Consider the following 18,465-nt stretch of genomic DNA (forward strand, 5'->3'; position numbering starts at 1 on the left):
CTGGCGGCCTTTTCCGTCGCCGTCTCGATCGCCCTGACCATCTGGGTGCGGCGGACCAATGATTGGCTCAAGGCCGTGTCGCTGGGGCTGGTGATCGGTGGGGCCATCGGCAACGTCGTCGACCGGATCCGGTTCGGCGCGGTGGCGGATTTCCTGGATTTCTCCGGCCTCTATTTTCCCTGGGTGTTCAACGTCGCCGACAGCGCCATCACCGTCGGCGTCGCGCTGCTGCTGCTGGACAGCCTGCGGCGCGAGCGCGCGGCGTGATCTGCGACATGGCGTAAACCGCCGGTTTCCTATATCTCACCGCCTGATGGGGCCTGGGGGCCCATGGAGCCAGACTGCATGCGCGCCAACCGGCTGATCGCCGCCGCCGTCCTTCTCGCCGCCGCCGGCCTCGCAGGATGCTCGTCCACCAAGAAGGCCCTGGGCATGAACAAGGTGACGCCGGACGAATTCCGTGTCGTCACCAAGGCGCCCCTGGTCGTGCCGCCCGACTACGCCCTTCGCCCGCCCGCCCCCGGCGAGCCCCGCCCGCAGGAGCTGCAGCCCGAGAGCGCCGCCCGCACCGCCCTCCTCGGCCAGCGCGAGGCCGAGGACCGTTCCGACGGCGAGAAGATGCTGGCGGCCAAGGCCGGCGCCGACAAGGCCGACCCCCTGATCCGCTACGTGGTCGACGACGAGTTCGGCGACGTGGCCCACAAGGAAAAGAGCTTCGCCGACCGCGTGATGTTCTGGCGTTCCGACAAGCGCGCCGCGGCCACCCCGCAGGCGACCGCCGACAACACCGTGGCCCCGGTGGACGCCGCCGCCGAGGACGACCGCATCAAGCGCCTCACCGGCGGCCAGACCGTCGTCATTCAGCGCGAGCAGTCCAGCCGCATCAAGCTGCCGGGCCTCTGATCCCACGCTGCGAAGCGGCCTCGTCGGATTGTTTGTCCACGAACCACACGAACGGGACGTCCACCCGTCGTCGCACAGTGCTTGAATGAGTTGAGCCGGCCGATGGCCGGCTGGAAATCTCTCCGCGCCTTCCGGATAAGATCGCAGAACTCGCCGCCACACGTTCGTGTGGTTCGTGGATAAATCCTCCCTCACTCCTCCCCGGGCGTCTTCACCTCGAAGCCCTGCGCCCGCAGCCGGTCCAGCACGCCGCCCTGGCTGAGCAGGGGCCGGAGCTGCACCACGGCGATGGAATGGCCGGGCTTCTGCAGCGCCCCGGCGATCGCGGCGGCCTGGTCGGCCTTGGCCCGGGCGTCGAAGGCCAGCGCCCCCGGCGCCGCGTTCAGGCACCGCTCGTAGCTGCGCTCCCCGGCCAGGGCGCCGCGCACGTCGCCCACCGCCCAGGCCTGCGCCGCCGCCCGCGTCGCCGCCGATCCCGCCTCGGCCTCGGCCAGCACCTCCTCCAGGCAGGTCATCCCGCCGGACTTGGGCGTCCTGGAGATCGCCCCCAGCAAGGGCGCCAGGTCGTAGGCTTTCTGCTCCACCGGGAGCTTCTTGAGCTGCGCCAGGTAGCGGACCAGCTTGGTCGGCTCCGCGTCGGTCAGCTCCGATTTCTCCCGGTAATCGCTGATCAGCATCACCCCCGCCGCCAGCGGGTTCCTGGTGCCGTAGTGCTTGGCGGGCTCCCCCAGCCGTTCGCGCACCGCGGCGAAGCGCGCCCGCAGGTCCGGCGGCAGGGTCTCCTCGAAAGGCGTCGAGGACTTCAGCCGCAGGTAGGCGATCAGGGCGCCGGGCGCGCCCGTCAGCTTCACCTTCAGCCCTTTGAACGGCAGGATGACCACGTTGGCCCCCTCCAGCCGGCGCTCGAACACCCCGCGGTCCCACTGCATCCGCTTGGGCGCCAGGCCGGGCGCACCCAGCACATAGACCACGCTGTCGCCCTTGGAGACCCGCCACCAGGCCGGCCCCGGCAGGCGGGCGGTGACCACCAGTTCCTCCACCAGCGTGGCGTCGGGGTCAGCGGGATCGGGCTGGGCCGGGACCAGCGGAACCTGCGCCGGCGCCGGGCCGGCCAGCAGCGCCAGGCTGAGCGCAATCAACACACGAAGCCGGCTCTTCGCCCTTTTTTCCTCTCCCGTCCCGAAGAGGATGGGGGAGGAAAGGGACGCTTCGCGGGACAGGCTGGTTCGCATCGTCGTTCGGCTCCGCCCGCTGGCCTGGGAATCGTCCTATATTGGGGAGCCGAGGCTTAACCCACCATGCCGATCCGCCGCCTTCCCCCGGAAACCGTCAACCGCATCGCCGCCGGCGAGGTGGTCGAGCGGCCTGCCAGCGCCGTCAAGGAGCTGGTGGAGAACGCGCTGGACGCCGGCGCGCTGCGCGTCGAGGTGCAGGCCGACGGCGGCGGCCTGGCCCGCATCCTGGTGGCCGACGACGGCCAGGGCCTGGCCGCCGACCAGCTGCTCCTGGCGGTCGAGCGCCACGCCACCTCCAAGCTGGTCCCCGACGCGGCCGGCGACTACGACCTGCTGCGTATCGCCACCCTGGGCTTCCGCGGCGAGGCCCTGCCCTCGATCGGCTCGGTCGCGCGGCTCTCCATCGCCAGCCGCGCCCGTGGCCAGGTCGAGGCCCACGCCGTCCTGGTGGAGGGCGGCGCGGTGGGCGCGGTCGGTCCCGCCGCCTTCCCCGGCCCGCACGGCGCCCGCGTCGAGGTGCGCGACCTGTTCTACGCCACCCCCGCCCGGCTGAAGTTCATGAAGTCCGAGCGCGCCGAGGCCGCCGCCATCGGCGAGGAGATCAAGCGCCAGGCCATGGCCCATGAAACCGTCGCCTTCGCCCTCGACCTGGACGGCCGCCGCACCCTGCGCCTGCCCGCCGAGAGCCCCGGGCCGGACGGCCGCCTGGCCAGGCTCGCCGCCATCATGGGCCGGGAGTTCGCCGACAACGCCCTGGCCCTTGACCAAGAGCGCGACGGGGTGCGGCTCTCCGGTTTCGCCGGCCTGCCGACCTACAACCGCGGCAACGCCGGCCACCAGTACCTGTTCGTCAACGGCCGCCCGGTGCGCGACCGCCTGCTGCAAGGCGCGCTGCGCGGCGCCTACGCCGACTTCCTGGCCCGCGACCGCCATCCGCTCGCCGCCCTCTACATCGAGCTCGACCCGGAGCTGGTGGACGTCAACGTCCACCCGGCCAAGGCCGAGGTCCGCTTCCGCGACCCTGCAATCATCCGTGGACTGATTATTGGCGGCCTGCGCCATGCGCTGGCCGGCGCCGGCCACCGCGCCGCCACCACGGCGGCGACCGCGGCGCTCGGCGGATTCCGCCCTGCCGATCTGCCGCCCCGGCCCCGCGCCGAGGGCTTCTCCGCCTGGCGCATGGGCGGCTGGGAGGCCGCCGCGGTGCTGCCCGGCCTCGCGGAAACCTCCGCCCGCGTGGATGATGATCCGCTCACGGATCTTTACCCGCGGCGCCCCGGCCTGGGCGAGCCGCCGCCGCCCGCCCTGGCCTTCGACCCGCTCGATTTCCCGCTGGGCGCCGCCCGCGCCCAGGTGCACGGAACCTATATCGTCGCCCAGACCCGCGACGGCCTGGTGGTGGTCGACCAGCACGCCGCCCACGAGCGCCTAGTCTATGAGCGCATGAAGGCCGAAATGGCCCAGGGCGGCGTCGCCCGCCAGGCCCTGCTGCTGCCGGAGGTGGTCGACCTCGACCCCGCCGAGGCCGAGCGCGTCATCGCCCGGGCCGGCGAGCTGGCGGCGCTGGGCCTGGTCGTCGAGGCCTTCGGCCCCGGCGCCGTCCTGGTCCGCGAGACCCCGGCCCTGCTGGGCGAGACCGACGCCGCCGGACTGGTCCGCGACATCGCCGACGACCTGGCCGAGAACGGCCAGGCCCTCGCGCTGCAGGAGCGCCTGGAGGAGGTCTGCTCCACCATGGCCTGCCACGGCTCGGTCCGCGCCGGCCGCCGGCTCACCGCGCCCGAGATGAACGCCCTGCTGCGCGAGATGGAGGCCACCCCCCACTCCGGCCAGTGCAACCACGGCCGCCCCACCTACGTGGAGCTCAAGCTCGCCGACCTGGAACGGCTGTTCGGCCGGCGGTGAGCTCGCGCCGCCGCCGTCACCCGATCCCCAGCCTGCGCCGCAACGCCGCCAGCGGATCGTCCGCGTCCCGGCGGCCGGAGGGCCCCTCGCCCCACTTCGCCATCCGCAGGCCCACGTCCGAGCGGGTCCACTCCCGCGAGGCCCAGCGCTCCTGGATCGCCCAGACCCCGTCCCGCCGGGTCATGTGGTCGATGTAGCGGAAGCCGGTGGTGAAGTTGCGCCGCGGCTCGTCATCCCCCGGTTCGCCCCAGTGCACCGCCTGGCCATAGGTCTCCGCCACCGCCACGTCGCCTGCGATCTCCGAGAGGTGGTTGCCGACGATGTGCGTGGTGCCGCCCATCCGCCGCAGCCCCGGCTCCACCCACGCCAGGAACTCTTCGATCGGCCCGCTGAAGCCGGTGTGGTGGTCGATTCCGCCGGGGTGGTAGGCCTGCCGGACCAGGTCCAAGTCCAGCCGGTCGATCCCGCGACAATAGCGCAGGACCACCTCGTGAACCGCCTGCTTGTCGACCAGATCTCGCACCGCGGCGTCGACGTCCATGCCGATCTCCCCTTTGCCTTGCGGTCGCCTCGGCCGCCGACCCGCAGCCTAGAACAGGCGCCGCGCGATCTGAACGCCATCTTTCGCGCCGCCGCGCGGCGCGGCAGGCGTCCCGGGCCTCAGGCCGCCCGCAGGAAGAAGACCCGCGCCGCGCCGTAGTCCCGCTGGTCCAGCAGCTCGAACCCCGGGACTTCGAAGGCCGGCTCGTCCGCCCCCCGCTCGAACACCACCACGGCCCCCGGCGCCAGCCAGCCGCCGGCCGCCAGCCTGGCCAGCGCCACCTCCCCCAGCCCCTTGCCGTAGGGCGGGTCCAGGAAGGCCAGGCCGAACGCCGGCCCGTCGGAGCCCGGCCGGATCCCCAGGTCGGTGGCGTCGCGCCGATGCACCCGGGTGCGGCCGAACAGGCTGAAGGCGTCCACCGTCTCGCGGATCGCGCCGCGGGCCGCCTCGTCGGTCTCCACGAACAGGCAGAAGGCCGCCCCCCGCGACAGGGCCTCGAACCCCAGCGCCCCGGAGCCGGCGAACAGGTCGATCACCCGGGCGTCCCGCAGGCCCGGCGACCAGGGCGCGTGCTCCAGGATGTTGAAGATCGCCTGCCGGGCCCGGTCGGAGGTGGGCCGCGTGCGATCGCCCGGAGGGGCCGCCAGGGCGCGGCCGCGGAACTCGCCTGAAACGATGCGCATGACCGGCTCTAGGCCCAGCGCTGCGGCGGCGCCAGGGCCTTCAGCGCCTCCAGCCGGTCGCGCAGCTCGTCCATGAAGGCCATCCGGTCGCCGCCCCACCTGAACGGCTCGCCCACCAGCACCGTGCAGTTCATCGGCACCGGCACGTGCGCCCCCTTGGGCAGCACCCGCCCGGCGCCCTGCAGCCAGACCGGCGTCACCGGGACCTCGGGGAAGGCGGCGGCCAGCTTGGCCACCCCGGTCTTCAGCCTGGCCAGCGCCTCGCCGTCGCCGCGGGTCCCTTCCGGGAAGATCAGCACGATGTCGCCGGCGGCCAGCGCCGCCCGCGCCGGGGCCAGCACGTCCTCGGCGGCGGCGGCCCGGTCGCGGGCGACGGGAACGATGTCGAGGATGTTGCGGGAGAACCAGCTCATCACCCCGCCCTTCAGGAAGTAGTCGGCCGCCGCCGCCGGACGCACCCGGTCCAGCGCCCGGGAGGGGTAGATGGTCAGCAGCAGGATGGTGTCCATGTGGCTGGCGTGGTTGGCCACCAGCAGCGCCGGTCCCCTGAGCGGCAGCCGCTCGCGCCCGACGATGTCGGCGCCGGCGAACACCCGGGCCAGCGGCCGGGCGACCAGCACGATGACGGCGCGCCGCAGCCAGCGCATCAGAAGTGCTCCAGGCTGAAATAGGCCAGGATGTGGAAGTACAGCGGCGCGGTGAAGATCAGGCTGTCGGCCCGGTCCAGGACGCCGCCGTGGCCGGGGATCAGGGCGCTGGTGTCCTTGACCCCGATGTCCCGCTTGACCGCGCTCATGGTCACGTCGCCCGCGAAGCCGGCCACCGGCAGGCTGGCCGCCAGCACCGCCAGGGCCCAGCCGTGCAGCGGGGTGTAGACCGGGCCCAGCACCCAGATCAGCGCCGCCGTGGTCGCCCAGCCGCCGAGGAACCCTTCCCAGGTCTTGTTGGGGCTGACCCTGGGCATGATCTTCCGCCGGCCCAGCAGCTTGCCCCAGACATACTGCGCCACGTCGTTGGCCTCGGTGGCGACCAGCAGCAGGAAGACCAGCCCCGCCGGTCCGACCGGCCCGGCCTCGGCGGCCGGGGTGCGCATCAGGAAGGCGGCGAAGCCCAGGTTGTAGACGCAGGTCACCAGCCCCCAGTGGAAGGTGGCGGCGGTCGGCAGGTAGTTACGGGTCTGGCCGATGCAGGCCATCAGGAACGGCAGGAACATGAAGACGTAGACCGGCATGAACACCAGGTAGAAGCCGTAGGTGTCGGCCACGATGAAGCCGTAGCTGACCGGGATGGTCAGGTAGGCTGTCAGCACGATCAGCCGGTCCTCCGGCCGCATCCGGGCCAGCGACAGGAATTCCCGGAGCGCGATGAAGGAGATCACCGCGAACAGGGCGACCACCACCGGCCAGCCGACCAGCAGCGCCGCGGCCAGCAGCGCGATCATCACCCACCAGGAGCCGATCCGCTGGCGCAGGTTGCGGAAGTCCCCGCCGGGCTTCAGCGCCGGCAGGACGGCGGCGATCGCCACCGCCACGGTGAGCGCGCCCAGCACCCCGCCCAGGCCCCACAGGAGGGCCGGCGGCTGGACGGCCAGGGCGGCGAAGGGATTGGTCACCGGCTGACGTTGCCCGGCGCGCAGCCACGGTCAAGCCTGGCGCCTTGACCGTGAGGGTGGGCGCGGCGAGGGTCGCGCCATGACTTCGCCGCTGCAGCGCCCGACCGGATCGATGGTGGTCCATGTCGCCGTGGCCCTGGTGCGTGGCGGCGCTGGCGCACGGCCCGCATGACCCAGGACCTCGACAACCGCCGACCGCTGAAGAGCCGCGGGACGGCCTGGGCGAAGAACCTCGCCGCCTTCCTGGCGCGCAGCGGGGCGACGCCGGACCTGATTTCAGCGGCCAGCGTGGGCTTCGCCGTCGTGGGCGGCGGCCTCTTCCTGATGGCGGGACTGTCGGGCCCTGTGACCCGCGCCGTCCTGCTGATCGGCGCGGGCGCCTGCATCCAGCTTCGCCTGCTATGCAACCTGCTGGACGGGATGGTGGCGGTGGAGCATGGGCGCGGCGGCCCCGCCGGCCCGATCTGGAACGAGCTGCCGGACCGCCTGGCCGACGCCCTGTTCCTGGCGGGCGCCGGCTACTGCGCCTATGGCGCTCACCTGGAGGCCGGTGCGCCGCTGGGCTGGCTGGCCGCCTGGCTGGCGGCGCTGACGGCCTATGTGCGCGAGCTGGGCCGGGGGCTGGGCTTTCCCGCCGACTTTTCCGGCCCGATGGCCAAGCCGCACCGGATGGCGGCCCTCACCCTGACCTGCGCCGTGGCGGCGGCGGAGCCGCTGTGGGGCTGGAACGGCCAGTCGATCCTGATCGGCCTGTCGATCATCGTGGTCGGCGCCGCCGGGACCGTCGGCCGGCGCACGGCGACGCTCGCCCGGCGCCTGGAGGAGCGGGGGGAGGAGGGTTGAAAGGTTCGTTCAGGTTGGTCCGCTCACCGCTCACCTCGGCAAGCGGAACCCACAAGTCTTTGAAATAGAGCGTGATGGTCGCCGGAACCGGCCTCCACTTCCGGCTATCACGCTCACATCTAGCCGCGCCGCTGGGGGTTGCGGCCCGCCGGCTTGGCCGCCGCATCCGCCGGCTTGGCCCGCGCCTTGCCGCCCTTGGGGGTGCGCATTCCGCCCGGCTTCGGCGCCTTGGCCTTGGCCCAGCCCGCCTTGTAGACCTTCTTCGGTTGTTCGGGCCTGGAGCGCGCTCCGCCGGCGCCCGCCGCCGCCCGCGCGCCGGGCGTCCGGGCCCGGGTGGGCGCCGGCGTGGCCACGCCGGCGAACTGCGGCCGGTCGCCCTTGGGCAGGTTGGCCGGCGCGATATGGTCGGCGAACTGCTCGCGCAGCACCCGCGGCCCCACTTCCTCGATCTCGCCGGCCGCCAGGGTCCCCAGCGCCAGCGGACCGTAGGAGAGGCGGATCAGCCGGTTGACGGTCAGGCCGACCGACTCCAGCACGCGGCGCACCTCGCGGTTCTTGCCCTCGTTGAGGGTGACGGTGATCCAGAGGTTGGCGCCCTGGGGCCCTTCCTTGGCCTTGTCGAGGTGCGCCTCGACCGGTCCGTAGCGGACGCCCTCGACGGTGACGCCCTCGCGCAGCTTGTCCAGCCGCTCCTGGGTGACCCGGCCCCGCGCCCGGGCGCGGTAGCGGCGCATGACGCCGGTGGCCGGCAGCTCCAGCGCCCTCGCCAGCCCGCCGTCGTTGGTGAACAGCAGCAGCCCCTCGGAGTTGAGGTCGAGCCGTCCCACCGAGATCAGCCGCGGCAGCCCCGCGGGCAGGTTGTCGAACACCGTCGGCCGGCCCTGGGGGTCCTTGTGCGTCGTCACCTGGCCGGCGGGCTTGTGGTAGCGGAACAGCCGGGCGGGCTCGGCGTCCTCGACCACCGCGCCGTCCACCGTCAGGATGTCGCCGGGCTCCACCTTCACCGCCGGCGAGGCCAGCACCTGGCCGTTCAGCGCCACCCGGCCGGCCTCGATCAGCCGCTCCACCTCGCGGCGGGAGGCGACGCCGGCGCGGGCCAGCGCCTTGGCGATGCGTTCGCCGGCGGCAGGCGGGGCTTGACCTTGCGGGGCGCCGTCGCTTCGGTGCGGATCGTGGACCATGACAGCCGATACATGCGCATCGCCCTGGAGGCCGCGCAAGCCGCCGCCGCGGCGGGCGAGACCCCGGTGGGCGCCGTCGTCGCCGATCCCGCGACCGGCGAGGTGGTGGCCGTGGGCGCCAACGCCCCGATCGGCGCCTGCGATCCCACGGCGCACGCCGAGATCGCCGCCCTGCGCGGAGCGGCGCGCAAGATCGGCAACTACCGGCTGACGGGCCTGACCCTGGTGGTCACCCTGGAGCCCTGCGCCATGTGCGCCGGCGCCATCAGCCACGCCCGCATCGGCCGGCTGGTGTTCGCCGCCGAGGACCCCAAGGGCGGGGCGGTGATCCACGGCCCCCGCGTCTTCGACCAGCCCACCTGCCACTGGCGGCCGGAGGTCGTGCGCGGCCCGCTGGCCGAGGAGAGCGCCGCCCTGCTGCGCCAGTTCTTCCGCGAGCGGCGGGCGAAGCCCTGAGGCGCCCCTCGCGCCGGGTCTCGGGGCGCATTTCGTCGCAGGGCGAAATATTTCACCTTTGGGCTTGCGCGAAAACTGAAGGGTCTTATTTTATCGCTTGCCCAACCTGGGCGTTTCCTCCCTATAACTGAGCCGCGCCCGGTGGGCCGCGGCTCTTTTTTTGCCCGGAATTCAGGTTTGCCGGGAATTCAGGCGGCTCGGGACGAGGCGGCCCATCGCGCCGCCCTCATGATCAGCCGCGTTCAGCGTCAGGATTTCACGTCGTTCATCAGGGACGGCCATGAGCTACCGCCTTGCCGGGCGCCGACGCCCATGCGAAAAGGTGTTCAAACAACTGTTTGAATCCCGGGGAACGACATGGATTTCGATTTCAGCCCGCGCCAGAAGGAAATGGTCGCCCGGGTCTCGGCCTTCATGGACGAGCACGTTTATCCGGCCGTCCCGACCTACGAGCGGCAGGAAGCCGAGGGCGAGCGCTGGAAAGTGATCCCGGTGATGGAGGAGCTGAAGGCCAAGGCCAAGGCCGCCGGCCTGTGGAACATGTTCATGCCGCCGCACGCCGACGTGGCCCACGTGGACGACACCTTCGTCTTCGAGGGCCTGCAGCTCACCAATCTGGAATACGCCCCAGTCTGCGAGATCATGGGCCGGGTGTCGTTCGCGCCGGAGGTGTTCAACTGCTCGGCGCCGGACACCGGCAACATGGAGGTGTTCAGCCGCTACGGCACGCTGGAGCAGAAGGAGCGGTGGCTGCGACCGCTGATGAACGGCGAGATCCGCTCGGCCTTCCTGATGACCGAGCCGGCGGTGGCCTCCTCCGACGCCACCAACATCGAGACCCGCATCGAACGCGACGGCGACCACTATGTGATCAACGGCCGCAAGTGGTGGTCGTCGGGCATGGGCGACCCGCACTGCAGGGTGGCCATCGTCATGGGCAAGACCAACCCGGAGGCCGCCTCCCACAGCCAGCAGAGCCAGGTGCTGGTGCCCACCGACGCCCCCGGCGTGAAGGTGGTGCGCATGCTGCCGGTGTTCGGCTACGACGACGCGCCGCACGGCCACGCCGAGGTGCTGCTGGAGAACGTGCGCGTGCCGGTCGAGGAGGCGCTGCTGCTGGGCGAGGGCCGCGGCTTCGAGATCGCCCAGGGCCGGCTGGGCCCGGGGCGGATCCACCACTGCATGCGCACCATCGGCGCCGTCGAGGTGGCGCTGGAGAAGATGTGCCAGCGGCTGATGACCCGCAGGGCGTTCGGCAAGTACGTCTCCGAACAGTCGGTCTGGGAGCAGCGGGTGGCCCAGGCGCGCACCGACATCGAGATGACCCGCCTGCTCTGCCTGAAGGCCGCCGACATGATGGACAAGGCCGGCAACAAGGTCGCCCGCATGGAGATCGCCATGATCAAGGTGCAGGCGCCGAACATGGCGCTGCGGGTGATCGACGACGCCATCCAGGCGCATGGCGGCGGCGGCGTGACCAGCGACTTCGGCCTGGCCCGCGCCTATGCCACCCAGCGGACCCTGCGCCTGGCCGACGGCCCGGACGAGGTGCACAACCGCACCATCGCCCGGATGGAGTTCGGCAAGTACGGCGACCTGCAGCAGAAGATCCGCGACGAGCAGCGGGCGCGCGGATCACGGTAGGACCCGGGCCTTACCCGGCCCTACCGGGTCAGGGAGCCTCCGCCAGCGCGAACCAGGCGGCCAGGCTGTCCGCCACATAGTCGGCCAGGGCCCCGCGGGGCTCCAGGGCCCACTGGTGCAAGGCGCCCTGCCACTGCGCCTCCAGGAGTCGCGCCGCGGCGTCGGGCGCCAGGCGGAGCGGCGGCAGGCGCCCGGCCACGGCGGCGAGAAGCTGGTCGCGCCGCGTCCGCGCCAGGGCGTTGAGCTCCGGATCGCGCAGGTCCTGGCGCAGCCATTGGAGCTGGTCGGCCAGGGTGGCTTCGTCGTCGTCGCCGGGCGTCAGGCTCCAGAACAGGTCCACCACCGCCTCCACCCCCGCCGCCCGCGGCGCCTCGGCCAGGATGGCGGCGAAGCGCGCGTTGGCGCGGGCCTGGGCCCCGACCACCAGGCCGTGCTTGTCGCCGAAGCGCTGGATGAGGGTGGAGGGGGAGATCCCCGTGACCGCCGAGACGTCGGCCAGGGTGAACTCCGGTCCCTTGCGGGCCATGACGGTCGCGGCGGCGTCGAGCACCGCGTCGTCGCTGAGCTGTTTGCGACGGGGCATGGGAGGGATCATGACATAAATGAATGTTTATTTATAGGGTGTCTCTCACATTTTCCGCCCCGGCGTGAGGATTTCGGAGCGGCCCCGGCGCATCGGGGCCGCCGGCCGTGACGCCGGCCGATCGAGCCTGGATGGATCTTCCGACCGGGATGGGAACGCCGCAAAATCGCCGGCGGGTGCGACAGCCCGTCGCGTTCGGCTTGACTCCGCACGGCCACGGGCCTAATTCCCGCCCGGCGTTGGCACTCAGGGCATGCGACTGCTAACAGGCGGACGCCCCCGCCGACCCTTTACCATTCAACCGTCTTGAACGGAGATATAATATGGCTTTCCGTCCCCTCGGCGACCGAGTCCTGGTCCGCCGCGTCAAGGAAGAAGAGAAGACCAAGGGCGGGATCATCATCCCCGACACCGCCAAGGAGAAGCCGCAGGAAGGCGAGATCGTCGCCGTCGGCCCCGGCGCCCGCGACGAGCAAGGCAAGGTCCAGCCGCTCGACGTGAAGGTCGGCGACCGCATCCTGTTCGGCAAGTGGTCCGGCAGCGAGGTCACCATCTCGGGCGAAGACCTGCTGATCATGAAGGAAAGCGACGTCCTGGGCGTCCTCGAAGGCCTGGCGCAAGCCAAGGCCGCCTAAGCGCTTTTCCACACCCCTAACCAAAGAGATTCAGCACCATGGCTGCCAAAGACGTCCATTTCTCATCCGACGCGCGCGACCGCATGCTGCGCGGCGTCAACACCCTCGCCAACGCGGTGAAGGTGACCCTCGGCCCCAAGGGCCGCAACGTGGTCATCGAAAAGTCCTTCGGCGCCCCGCGCTCCACCAAGGACGGCGTGACCGTCGCCAAGGAAATCGAGCTCACCGACCGCTTCGAGAACCTCGGCGCCCAGCTGATCCGCGAAGTCGCCTCCAAAACCAATGACAAGGCCGGCGACGGCACCACCACGGCCACCGTGCTGGCCCAGGCCATCGTGGTCGAAGGCCTGAAGTCGGTCGCGGCCGGCATGAACCCGATGGACCTGAAGCGCGGCATCGACAAGGCGGTCGCCAAGGTCGTCGAGGAGATCAAGAGCTCCTCGCGCAAGGTCACCACCAACTCCGAAATCGCCCAGGTCGGCACCATCTCGGCCAACGGCGACACCGAAGTCGGCGCGATGATCGCCAAGGCGATGGAAAAGGTCGGCAACGAAGGCGTCATCACGGTGGAAGAGGCCAAGAGCCTCGAGACCGAACTGGACGTCGTCGAAGGCATGCAGTTCGACCGTGGCTACCTGTCGCCCTACTTCATCACCAATGCGGAGAAGATGGAGGTCGAACTCGAAGAGCCGCTGATCCTGCTGTTCGAAAAGAAACTGGCCTCGCTGCAGCCCCTGCTGCCGGTGCTGGAAGCCGTGGTGCAGTCGGGCCGTCCGCTGCTGATCGTGGCCGAAGACGTCGAAGGCGAAGCGCTCGCCACCCTGGTGGTCAATAAGCTGCGCGGCGGCCTGCGGGTCGCGGCGGTGAAGGCTCCGGGCTTCGGCGATCGCCGCAAGGCCATGCTGGAAGACATCGCCATCCTCACCGGCGGCCAGCTGATCAGCGAGGACCTCGGCATCAAGCTCGAGAACGTCACCATCGACATGCTCGGCAAGGCCAAGAAGGTCTCGATCACCAAGGACGACACCACGATCGTCGACGGCACCGGCGACAAGGCGGGCATCGAAGGCCGCATCGCCCAGATCAAGCGCCAGATCGAGGACACCACCTCGGACTACGACAAGGAAAAGCTGCAGGAACGCCTGGCCAAGCTGGCCGGCGGGGTTGCGGTGGTCCGCGTCGGCGGCTCGACCGAAGTGGAAGTGAAGGAACGCAAGGACCGCGTCGACGACGCCCTCAACGCCACCCGTGCGGCGGTCGAGGAAGGCATCGTCCCCGGCGGCGGCGTGGCCCTGTTGAAGGCCTCGCGCGTGCTGGACGGCTTCAAGGGCGACAATGACGACCAGGAAGCCGGCGTCGCCATCGTGCGCCGCGCCCTGCAGGCCCCGATCCGCCAGATCGCCGAGAACTCCGGCGTGGAAGGCTCCATCGTGGTCTCCAAGGTCCTGGAGAACGCCTCGCCGACCTTCGGCTTCAACGCCCAGACGGAAGAGTACGTCGACCTGGTGCAGGCCGGCGTGATCGACCCGGCCAAGGTGGTCCGCACCGCCCTGCAGGACGCGGCCTCCGTGGCCGGCCTGCTGATCACCACGGAAGCGGCCATCGTCGAAGCTCCGAAGAAGTCTTCGGGCGGCGGCGGCGGCATGCCCGGCGGCGGCATGGGCGGCATGGGCGACATGGACTTCTAAGTCCGAGCCCAATCAGCGCTTAAGGCTAAGGAAGGGCGGGTCCGCAAGGTCCCGCCCTTTTCTTTTGGTCCTCAGCGGTCGGTGTCGCGCAGGAGCAGCTGGCCGATCCAGCTGGTGATGCCGGTGACGATCGCCGCCAGCATCCCCGGGACCAGGCCGTCGACGGTGAAGCCCTTCAGGAAGGAGGCCACCAGTCCGATCATCGCGGCGTTCACCACCAGCAGGAACAGGCCCAGGGTGACGATCGTCAGCGGCAGGGTGAGGACGAACACCACCGGCCGCACCAGGGCGTTGACCACGCCCAGCAGCACCGCGGCGACCGCCAGGGTGGTGATCGTGTCGTAGCTGACGCCCGGAACCAGATGGGCGGCGATCGCCAGTCCGATGGCGGCGAAGATCACGCGGATGAGGAATTTGGCGAGCATGGAAGTTCCCTGGGGCCGTTCTGCGGCCAGGGGAGACCCGCCGGGCGGGCGGCGTCAACCGCCGGTCCTACCGCGCCTGGGCCGGCTCCACGGCGGGGATGGCCCGGGACAGGCGCGCGCCCACCCGGATCGGCTCGATGCGCCGGGCCAGGCCGGTGGCGTCGTGGGTCTCCACGAATACGCCGCAGACCGTCCCGGGACCCTCCGCGGGCCTGTAGCGGCCGCCGGAGATGCGGGTGGTGAAGCGGCGGAGCGGCTCTTCCTTCTGGTTGCCGATCACGCTGTCGTAGTCGGCGCAGGCGCCGGCGTCGGTCTGGTAGGCGGTGCCCCCGTTGAGGATCTGGGCGTCGGCCGTGGGCACGTGGGTGTGGGTGCCGACCACCAGGCTGGCGCGGCCGTCGCAGAAGTGGCCCATGGCCATCTTCTCGGAGGTGGCCTCGGCGTGCATGTCGACGATGACGGCGTCGGCCGCCGCGCCCAGGGGGCAGGCCTCCAGCTCACGGTCCACGGCGGAGAACGGATCGTCCAGGCTCTCCATGTGCACCCGGCCCAGCAGGTTGATCACCAGCACCCGGCGACCGCGCTCCGTCTCGAAGAGCTGCGCTCCGCGCCCGGGGGCGTAGCTGAGCGCCGGATAGTTCAGGGGGCGGATCAGGCGGGGCTCGCGGACGATATAGGTCAGCGCCTCCTTCTGGTCCCAGGAGTGGTTGCCGAGCGTCAGGCAATCGGCGCCAGCCTCGAACAGCTCGCGGGCGGTGTTCTCGGTGATCCCGAAGCCGGCGGCGGCGTTCTCGGCGTTGACCGCCACGAACTCCAGCCCCAGCGTCCGGCGCAGCATGGGCAGGTGCTCCGCCAGCGCCTCGCGGCCCGAGCGCCCGACCACATCCCCGAAAAACGCCAGACGCATGCCGTCTCAGCCTCCGAATTCGATATAGCCGGCCTCGGTGAGGACGGCGTCGAGCCGCTGGTCGTGCGGCTCGCGGGGGACTTGGTCCACCTCCTGGCCGGAATAGGCCAGTCCGAGAACGAAAACATCCCCCGACGCCCGAAGGTTCGCCAGGGTGCGATCATAAGTCCCGCCCCCCTGCCCCATCCGCCCGCCGCGCCGGTCGAAGGCCAGCAGCGGCGCGATCACCAGGTCCGGCTTCAGGACCGGCGCCGTCGAGGGCGGACACGGCACGCCGAAGGCGTCCGGGGCGAGGACGTCGACGGCGTCCCACAGACGGAACTCCAGCGGCGCCTCCCGGACGGCGGCGGCCGGCAGGGCCAGCATCGCCCCGGTCGCCGCCAGCCGGCGGATCAGGGGGCTGGGATCGAGCTCCGAGCCCAGGGCGTGATAACCCCCGAAGACGGCGAAGGCCGGCAGCCGGTCCAGCGGGATCCGTTCCGCGGCGTCCGCGGCGGCCGTGGGCAGGCTCATCGCCAGGGCCCGGCGCATTCCGCGCAGGCGGGCGCGAAGGGCGGCTTTGTCGGGGTGAGCGCTCACCCCGCGCTCTATACATCCAACCGTCGCCGACGGCGAACGGGGGTGGCGGCGCCGCGAGAGCCGTGAAGGACTGTTTCATTCCCTCGACCTGGTTAACCAGGTGGGCGCCGTGTGCCCAAGGCCACGGCCAAGGACAGGGACAGCTCCCTTTGAGTGAATTAAGGTCGCTGGAATATGTCGCCTTCGACGCGAGCCGCAGCAGACCCGCCGGCTTGCAAGGTAGTGCGCGCGGGGCCGGTTCTCAATGGCGCACAGATCCTCCCTACCGGCCGAGGGCCGCGACCCGGTGCAGGGCCGCCGCAACGAGGGGTGCGCATGACGTCAAATCCGTAGATTCCCCCACCTCGCGAGGTATCCTGCCACCATGCCTCCCGAACCGCGCACGCCTCGACTTGCCGTATTGATTGACGCCGACAACGCCTCGCCGCGCATCGCGCAGGGATTATTCGAGGAGATCGCCAAGATCGGCGAGGCGAGCGTCAGACGGATTTACGGCGACTTCTCGGGCACGCGGCTGAAGGGATGGGCAGATGTCCTGTCCATGCACGCCATCATGCCTCACCAGAATTTTGCCTACACTTCCGGTAAGAATGCATCGGACATCGCGCTGGTGATCGACGCCATGGACCTGCTGCATAGCGGCCGGTTCGACGGGTTCTGCCTGGTTTCCTCGGACAGCGACTTCACCCGGCTTGCTGCGCGTATCCGCGAACACGGTGTGAATGTTTACGGATTTGGCGAACAGAAGACGCCGGAGAGTTTCCGCCAAGCTTGCCGCCGATTTGTCTACACTGAGAACCTGCTGCCGGAAGCGGGGGCGCCCGACCGGCCTGCTCAGGCGGATACACGGTCGGCGGTCACGTCAAAGTCCCCTGCTGCAGCCAGGAACCTGATCCGCAAAGCTGTCGCGCAACTCGGCGACGAGGACGGCTGGGCGCCGCTCGGTCGCGTGGGACAACAGCTCGCCGCCCTGGCGTCTGATTTCGACCCGCGCACCTACGGACAGGCGAAACTTGGCGATCTCGTGGGCAAGGCCGGCGGGTTCGAGCTCCGCCGTAATGACACCGGAGGCGTCTACATCCGCTCAAAGCCGGCCGGTCGCAGCGCGGGCTGACCGCTCGCCAGCAATGGGTCGGAACCACCGCGGCTTTCGCTGTCCCGACGCGCGTCAGTGCGTCGCCAGCTTCTCGATCCGCTTCGCCGCATTCTCCAGGGCCAGCACCGCGCGGGTCTCGGTGCGCGATTGCGTGGACTGCAGCCGGGCGATCTCGGCCTGCTGGGCCGAGAGGCGGTTGCGGGCGTCGGCCAGCTCGTCGGCCAGCAGCAGGGCGCCCATGAGCAAGAGGCGGGTGTCGCCGAGCTGGCCCATGTCCTGCGACACCTGGCGCACCTGGCGGTCGAAGATCGCCGCCAGGTCGCGCAGATGCTGCTCCTGTCCGTCCTCGCAGCCCACCTGGTAGGGGCGGCCGTTCACCTCGATGGTCACCTGGGCCATTCTCAGGCCTCCTGAGCTTGCGGCTGTCCGGCCAGGGTGGCGCGGATTTCGGCGATGGCGCGGCCGAGGGCGGCGGAGGCCTGGGCGCCGGCGGCCTCCAGGTCGCGCTCGCGGGCGCGGGCCTGGTCCAGCTCGGCGGCCAAGCGGGCGCGGTCCTCGTCGAAGGCGCCTTCGGTGCGGGCGGTGGAGGCGCGTTCGCCCAGTCCCTGCTCGAGCTGCGCGACCGCCCGCTCCAGCCGCTTGACGGCCGCGTCCAAGGGACTGTCGTTCGTCGTCTCCCGGATCATTCCGCGCTCCGTGACCTTCCGTGCATCTATAGCCTGCGCCGCGGCGCGACCGAAAGGGCGTTAGACCCTTGTTAACCCTATTGCGCCGCCAGGGTTCATCCCGGCTTGCTTGACCGTCGCCGCCTTGCGTGCGACCCCGCGCTCCGCTCGAAACTCGCAAGGCCGCCGAATGCCCGCTCCGCTGCAGAAAATGGCCGACGCCATCCGCGTCCTGTCGATGGATGCGGTCCACAAGGCGCGGTCGGGCCACCAGGGCATGCCGATGGGCATGGCCGACGTGGCCACGGTGCTGTGGACGAAGTTCCTGAAATACGACGCCGCCAACCCGGACTGGGCTGACCGCGACCGCTTCGTGCTGTCGGCGGGCCACGGCTCGATGCTGATCTACGCCCTGCTGCACCTGACCGGGTTCAAGAAGGTGACGATGGACCAGATCCGCAACTTCCGGCAGCTGGGCTCCAACACCGCCGGGCACCCGGAATACGGCCATACCCCCGGCGTCGAGACCACCACGGGACCGCTGGGCCAGGGCTTGGCCGCCGCCGTCGGCATGGCCATGGCCGAGCGCCACCTGGCCGCCCGCTTCGGGCCGGCGCTGGTGGACCACCGCACCTGGGTGGTGGCCGGCGACGGCTGCCTGATGGAGGGCGTCAGCCACGAGGCGATCAGCCTGGCCGGGCGGCTGAAGCTCGCCAAGCTGACGGTGCTCTTCGACGACAACAACACCACCATCGACGGCGAGGCGACCATCGCGGAGACCGGCGACCAGATGGCGCGCTTCAAGGCGGCCGGCTGGGCGGTCAAGAAGATCGACGGCCACGACTTCGGCCAGATCCGCAAGGCCCTGGCCTGGGCCAGGAAGC

22 protein-coding genes and 1 other RNA gene are annotated in these 18,465 nt (G+C 70.9%); 10 read left to right on the plus strand and 13 right to left on the minus strand.

Annotated elements, in window-relative coordinates:
* Both lspA and VGL30_RS16320 read left to right on the plus strand, forming a co-directional pair.
* Positions 1 to 267, plus strand: a 267-nt coding sequence (gene lspA / locus VGL30_RS16315; RefSeq protein WP_331541078.1) for a signal peptidase II, incomplete at its 5' end; no start/stop codon positions are given.
* A gap of 78 nt (positions 268 to 345) precedes the next feature.
* The gene (locus VGL30_RS16320) at positions 346 to 903 is read left to right on the plus strand and encodes a DUF3035 domain-containing protein (protein ID WP_331541079.1); all 558 of its coding nucleotides are present in this window, start codon (positions 346 to 348) and stop codon (positions 901 to 903) included.
* Positions 904 to 1,094: 191 nt separating this feature from the next.
* Here VGL30_RS16320 and VGL30_RS16325 read toward each other — a convergent pair whose 3' ends face one another.
* Entirely contained in the window at positions 1,095 to 2,045 is a 951-nt protein-coding gene (locus VGL30_RS16325; protein WP_331541080.1) for a TraB/GumN family protein, read from the minus strand.
* A 156-nt stretch (positions 2,046 to 2,201) separates the two neighbouring features.
* Between VGL30_RS16325 and mutL the strand changes: the two genes are divergently transcribed.
* On the plus strand, positions 2,202 to 4,043 hold the full coding sequence (gene mutL, locus VGL30_RS16330) for a DNA mismatch repair endonuclease MutL (RefSeq protein ID WP_331541081.1): 1,842 nt from the start codon (positions 2,202 to 2,204) through the stop codon (positions 4,041 to 4,043).
* 16 nt (positions 4,044 to 4,059) lie between these two features.
* Here mutL and VGL30_RS16335 read toward each other — a convergent pair whose 3' ends face one another.
* From VGL30_RS16335 to VGL30_RS16350, 4 genes are all read right to left on the minus strand, one after another.
* Positions 4,060 to 4,584: a nuclear transport factor 2 family protein gene (locus VGL30_RS16335; protein ID WP_331541082.1), complete on the minus strand. Its 525-nt coding sequence runs from the start codon at positions 4,582 to 4,584 to the stop codon at positions 4,060 to 4,062.
* A 119-nt stretch (positions 4,585 to 4,703) separates the two neighbouring features.
* Positions 4,704 to 5,267, minus strand: a complete 564-nt coding sequence (gene rsmD / locus VGL30_RS16340; RefSeq protein ID WP_331541083.1) for a 16S rRNA (guanine(966)-N(2))-methyltransferase RsmD — start codon at positions 5,265 to 5,267, stop codon at positions 4,704 to 4,706.
* Between the two features lie 8 nt (positions 5,268 to 5,275).
* Positions 5,276 to 5,914: a lysophospholipid acyltransferase family protein gene (locus VGL30_RS16345; protein WP_331541084.1), complete on the minus strand. Its 639-nt coding sequence runs from the start codon at positions 5,912 to 5,914 to the stop codon at positions 5,276 to 5,278.
* Positions 5,914 to 6,879, minus strand: a complete 966-nt coding sequence (locus VGL30_RS16350) for a phosphatidate cytidylyltransferase (RefSeq protein ID WP_331541085.1) — start codon at positions 6,877 to 6,879, stop codon at positions 5,914 to 5,916. Before VGL30_RS16350 ends, VGL30_RS16345 begins: the two co-directional genes overlap by 1 nt.
* A gap of 168 nt (positions 6,880 to 7,047) precedes the next feature.
* On the opposite strand from VGL30_RS16350, the gene VGL30_RS16355 reads away from it, so the two are divergent.
* The gene (locus tag VGL30_RS16355; RefSeq protein WP_331541086.1) at positions 7,048 to 7,722 is read left to right on the plus strand and encodes a CDP-alcohol phosphatidyltransferase family protein; all 675 of its coding nucleotides are present in this window, start codon (positions 7,048 to 7,050) and stop codon (positions 7,720 to 7,722) included.
* Positions 7,723 to 7,841: 119 nt separating this feature from the next.
* On the opposite strand, the gene VGL30_RS16360 is transcribed toward VGL30_RS16355, so the two are convergent.
* A complete protein-coding gene (locus VGL30_RS16360) occupies positions 7,842 to 8,903 on the minus strand; it encodes a pseudouridine synthase (protein ID WP_331541087.1) in 1,062 nt (353 codons plus the stop codon).
* Positions 8,904 to 8,915: 12 nt separating this feature from the next.
* Between VGL30_RS16360 and VGL30_RS16365 the strand changes: the two genes are divergently transcribed.
* Together VGL30_RS16365 and VGL30_RS16370 are read left to right on the plus strand one after the other, a co-directional pair.
* Complete coding sequence (locus VGL30_RS16365) at positions 8,916 to 9,359, plus strand: nucleoside deaminase (RefSeq protein WP_331541088.1); 444 nt, start codon at positions 8,916 to 8,918, stop codon at positions 9,357 to 9,359.
* Between the two features lie 357 nt (positions 9,360 to 9,716).
* Complete coding sequence (locus tag VGL30_RS16370) at positions 9,717 to 11,003, plus strand: acyl-CoA dehydrogenase family protein (RefSeq protein ID WP_331541089.1); 1,287 nt, start codon at positions 9,717 to 9,719, stop codon at positions 11,001 to 11,003.
* 28 nt (positions 11,004 to 11,031) lie between these two features.
* Here VGL30_RS16370 and VGL30_RS16375 read toward each other — a convergent pair whose 3' ends face one another.
* Positions 11,032 to 11,586 (minus strand): TetR/AcrR family transcriptional regulator, encoded by a 555-nt coding sequence (locus VGL30_RS16375; RefSeq protein WP_331541090.1) that lies wholly within the window; start codon positions 11,584 to 11,586, stop codon positions 11,032 to 11,034.
* Positions 11,587 to 11,909: 323 nt separating this feature from the next.
* Here VGL30_RS16375 and groES point away from each other — a divergent pair, with 323 nt between their 5' ends.
* A complete protein-coding gene (gene groES, locus VGL30_RS16380; protein ID WP_331541091.1) occupies positions 11,910 to 12,221 on the plus strand; it encodes a co-chaperone GroES in 312 nt (103 codons plus the stop codon).
* 38 nt (positions 12,222 to 12,259) lie between these two features.
* On the plus strand, positions 12,260 to 13,909 hold the full coding sequence (gene groL, locus VGL30_RS16385; RefSeq protein ID WP_331541092.1) for a chaperonin GroEL: 1,650 nt from the start codon (positions 12,260 to 12,262) through the stop codon (positions 13,907 to 13,909).
* A gap of 71 nt (positions 13,910 to 13,980) precedes the next feature.
* Here groL and VGL30_RS16390 read toward each other — a convergent pair whose 3' ends face one another.
* From VGL30_RS16390 to ssrS, 4 genes are all read right to left on the minus strand, one after another.
* On the minus strand, positions 13,981 to 14,334 hold the full coding sequence (locus VGL30_RS16390; RefSeq protein WP_331541093.1) for a phage holin family protein: 354 nt from the start codon (positions 14,332 to 14,334) through the stop codon (positions 13,981 to 13,983).
* A 67-nt stretch (positions 14,335 to 14,401) separates the two neighbouring features.
* The gene (locus VGL30_RS16395; protein WP_331541094.1) at positions 14,402 to 15,241 is read right to left on the minus strand and encodes a TIGR00282 family metallophosphoesterase; all 840 of its coding nucleotides are present in this window, start codon (positions 15,239 to 15,241) and stop codon (positions 14,402 to 14,404) included.
* A 6-nt stretch (positions 15,242 to 15,247) separates the two neighbouring features.
* Positions 15,248 to 15,820: a 5-formyltetrahydrofolate cyclo-ligase gene (locus tag VGL30_RS16400; protein ID WP_331541095.1), complete on the minus strand. Its 573-nt coding sequence runs from the start codon at positions 15,818 to 15,820 to the stop codon at positions 15,248 to 15,250.
* A gap of 44 nt (positions 15,821 to 15,864) precedes the next feature.
* Positions 15,865 to 16,025, minus strand: a non-coding RNA gene (gene ssrS, locus VGL30_RS16405) — 6S RNA.
* 159 nt (positions 16,026 to 16,184) lie between these two features.
* Here ssrS and VGL30_RS16410 point away from each other — a divergent pair.
* On the plus strand, positions 16,185 to 16,934 hold the full coding sequence (locus VGL30_RS16410) for an NYN domain-containing protein (protein WP_331541096.1): 750 nt from the start codon (positions 16,185 to 16,187) through the stop codon (positions 16,932 to 16,934).
* Between the two features lie 54 nt (positions 16,935 to 16,988).
* On the opposite strand, the gene VGL30_RS16415 is transcribed toward VGL30_RS16410, so the two are convergent.
* Positions 16,989 to 17,315, minus strand: a complete 327-nt coding sequence (locus VGL30_RS16415) for a cell division protein ZapA (RefSeq protein ID WP_331541097.1) — start codon at positions 17,313 to 17,315, stop codon at positions 16,989 to 16,991.
* Between the two features lie 2 nt (positions 17,316 to 17,317).
* Positions 17,318 to 17,602: a DUF4164 family protein gene (locus VGL30_RS16420; RefSeq protein ID WP_331541098.1), complete on the minus strand. Its 285-nt coding sequence runs from the start codon at positions 17,600 to 17,602 to the stop codon at positions 17,318 to 17,320.
* A 169-nt stretch (positions 17,603 to 17,771) separates the two neighbouring features.
* Here VGL30_RS16420 and VGL30_RS16425 point away from each other — a divergent pair.
* Positions 17,772 to 18,465, plus strand: a 694-nt coding sequence (locus VGL30_RS16425; RefSeq protein WP_331541099.1) for a 1-deoxy-D-xylulose-5-phosphate synthase N-terminal domain-containing protein, incomplete at its 3' end; no start/stop codon positions are given.

This window comes from Phenylobacterium sp. (genome assembly GCF_036502675.1).
In the GTDB taxonomy this organism is placed as follows: Bacteria; Pseudomonadota; Alphaproteobacteria; order Caulobacterales; family Caulobacteraceae; genus Phenylobacterium.

Bases quoted from the DNA above. Each gene is read 5' to 3' on its own strand.
- VGL30_RS16415 (WP_331541097.1), bottom strand. From the start codon at position 17,315: ATGGCCCAGGTGACCATCGAGGTGAACGGCCGCCCCTACCAGGTGGGC.
- VGL30_RS16370 (WP_331541089.1), top strand. From the start codon at position 9,717: ATGGATTTCGATTTCAGCCCGCGCCAGAAGGAAATGGTCGCCCGGGTC.
- VGL30_RS16420 (WP_331541098.1), bottom strand. From the start codon at position 17,602: ATGATCCGGGAGACGACGAACGACAGTCCCTTGGACGCGGCCGTCAAG.
- groES (WP_331541091.1), top strand. From the start codon at position 11,910: ATGGCTTTCCGTCCCCTCGGCGACCGAGTCCTGGTCCGCCGCGTCAAG.
- rsmD (WP_331541083.1), bottom strand. From the start codon at position 5,267: ATGCGCATCGTTTCAGGCGAGTTCCGCGGCCGCGCCCTGGCGGCCCCT.
- VGL30_RS16395 (WP_331541094.1), bottom strand. From the start codon at position 15,241: ATGCGTCTGGCGTTTTTCGGGGATGTGGTCGGGCGCTCGGGCCGCGAG.
- VGL30_RS16355 (WP_331541086.1), top strand. From the start codon at position 7,048: ATGACCCAGGACCTCGACAACCGCCGACCGCTGAAGAGCCGCGGGACG.
- groL (WP_331541092.1), top strand. From the start codon at position 12,260: ATGGCTGCCAAAGACGTCCATTTCTCATCCGACGCGCGCGACCGCATG.
- mutL (WP_331541081.1), top strand. From the start codon at position 2,202: ATGCCGATCCGCCGCCTTCCCCCGGAAACCGTCAACCGCATCGCCGCC.
- VGL30_RS16390 (WP_331541093.1), bottom strand. From the start codon at position 14,334: ATGCTCGCCAAATTCCTCATCCGCGTGATCTTCGCCGCCATCGGACTG.
- VGL30_RS16345 (WP_331541084.1), bottom strand. From the start codon at position 5,914: ATGCGCTGGCTGCGGCGCGCCGTCATCGTGCTGGTCGCCCGGCCGCTG.
- VGL30_RS16360 (WP_331541087.1), bottom strand. From the start codon at position 8,903: ATGGTCCACGATCCGCACCGAAGCGACGGCGCCCCGCAAGGTCAAGCC.
- VGL30_RS16375 (WP_331541090.1), bottom strand. From the start codon at position 11,586: ATGCCCCGTCGCAAACAGCTCAGCGACGACGCGGTGCTCGACGCCGCC.
- VGL30_RS16335 (WP_331541082.1), bottom strand. From the start codon at position 4,584: ATGGACGTCGACGCCGCGGTGCGAGATCTGGTCGACAAGCAGGCGGTT.
- VGL30_RS16320 (WP_331541079.1), top strand. From the start codon at position 346: ATGCGCGCCAACCGGCTGATCGCCGCCGCCGTCCTTCTCGCCGCCGCC.
- VGL30_RS16410 (WP_331541096.1), top strand. From the start codon at position 16,185: ATGCCTCCCGAACCGCGCACGCCTCGACTTGCCGTATTGATTGACGCC.
- VGL30_RS16365 (WP_331541088.1), top strand. From the start codon at position 8,916: ATGCGCATCGCCCTGGAGGCCGCGCAAGCCGCCGCCGCGGCGGGCGAG.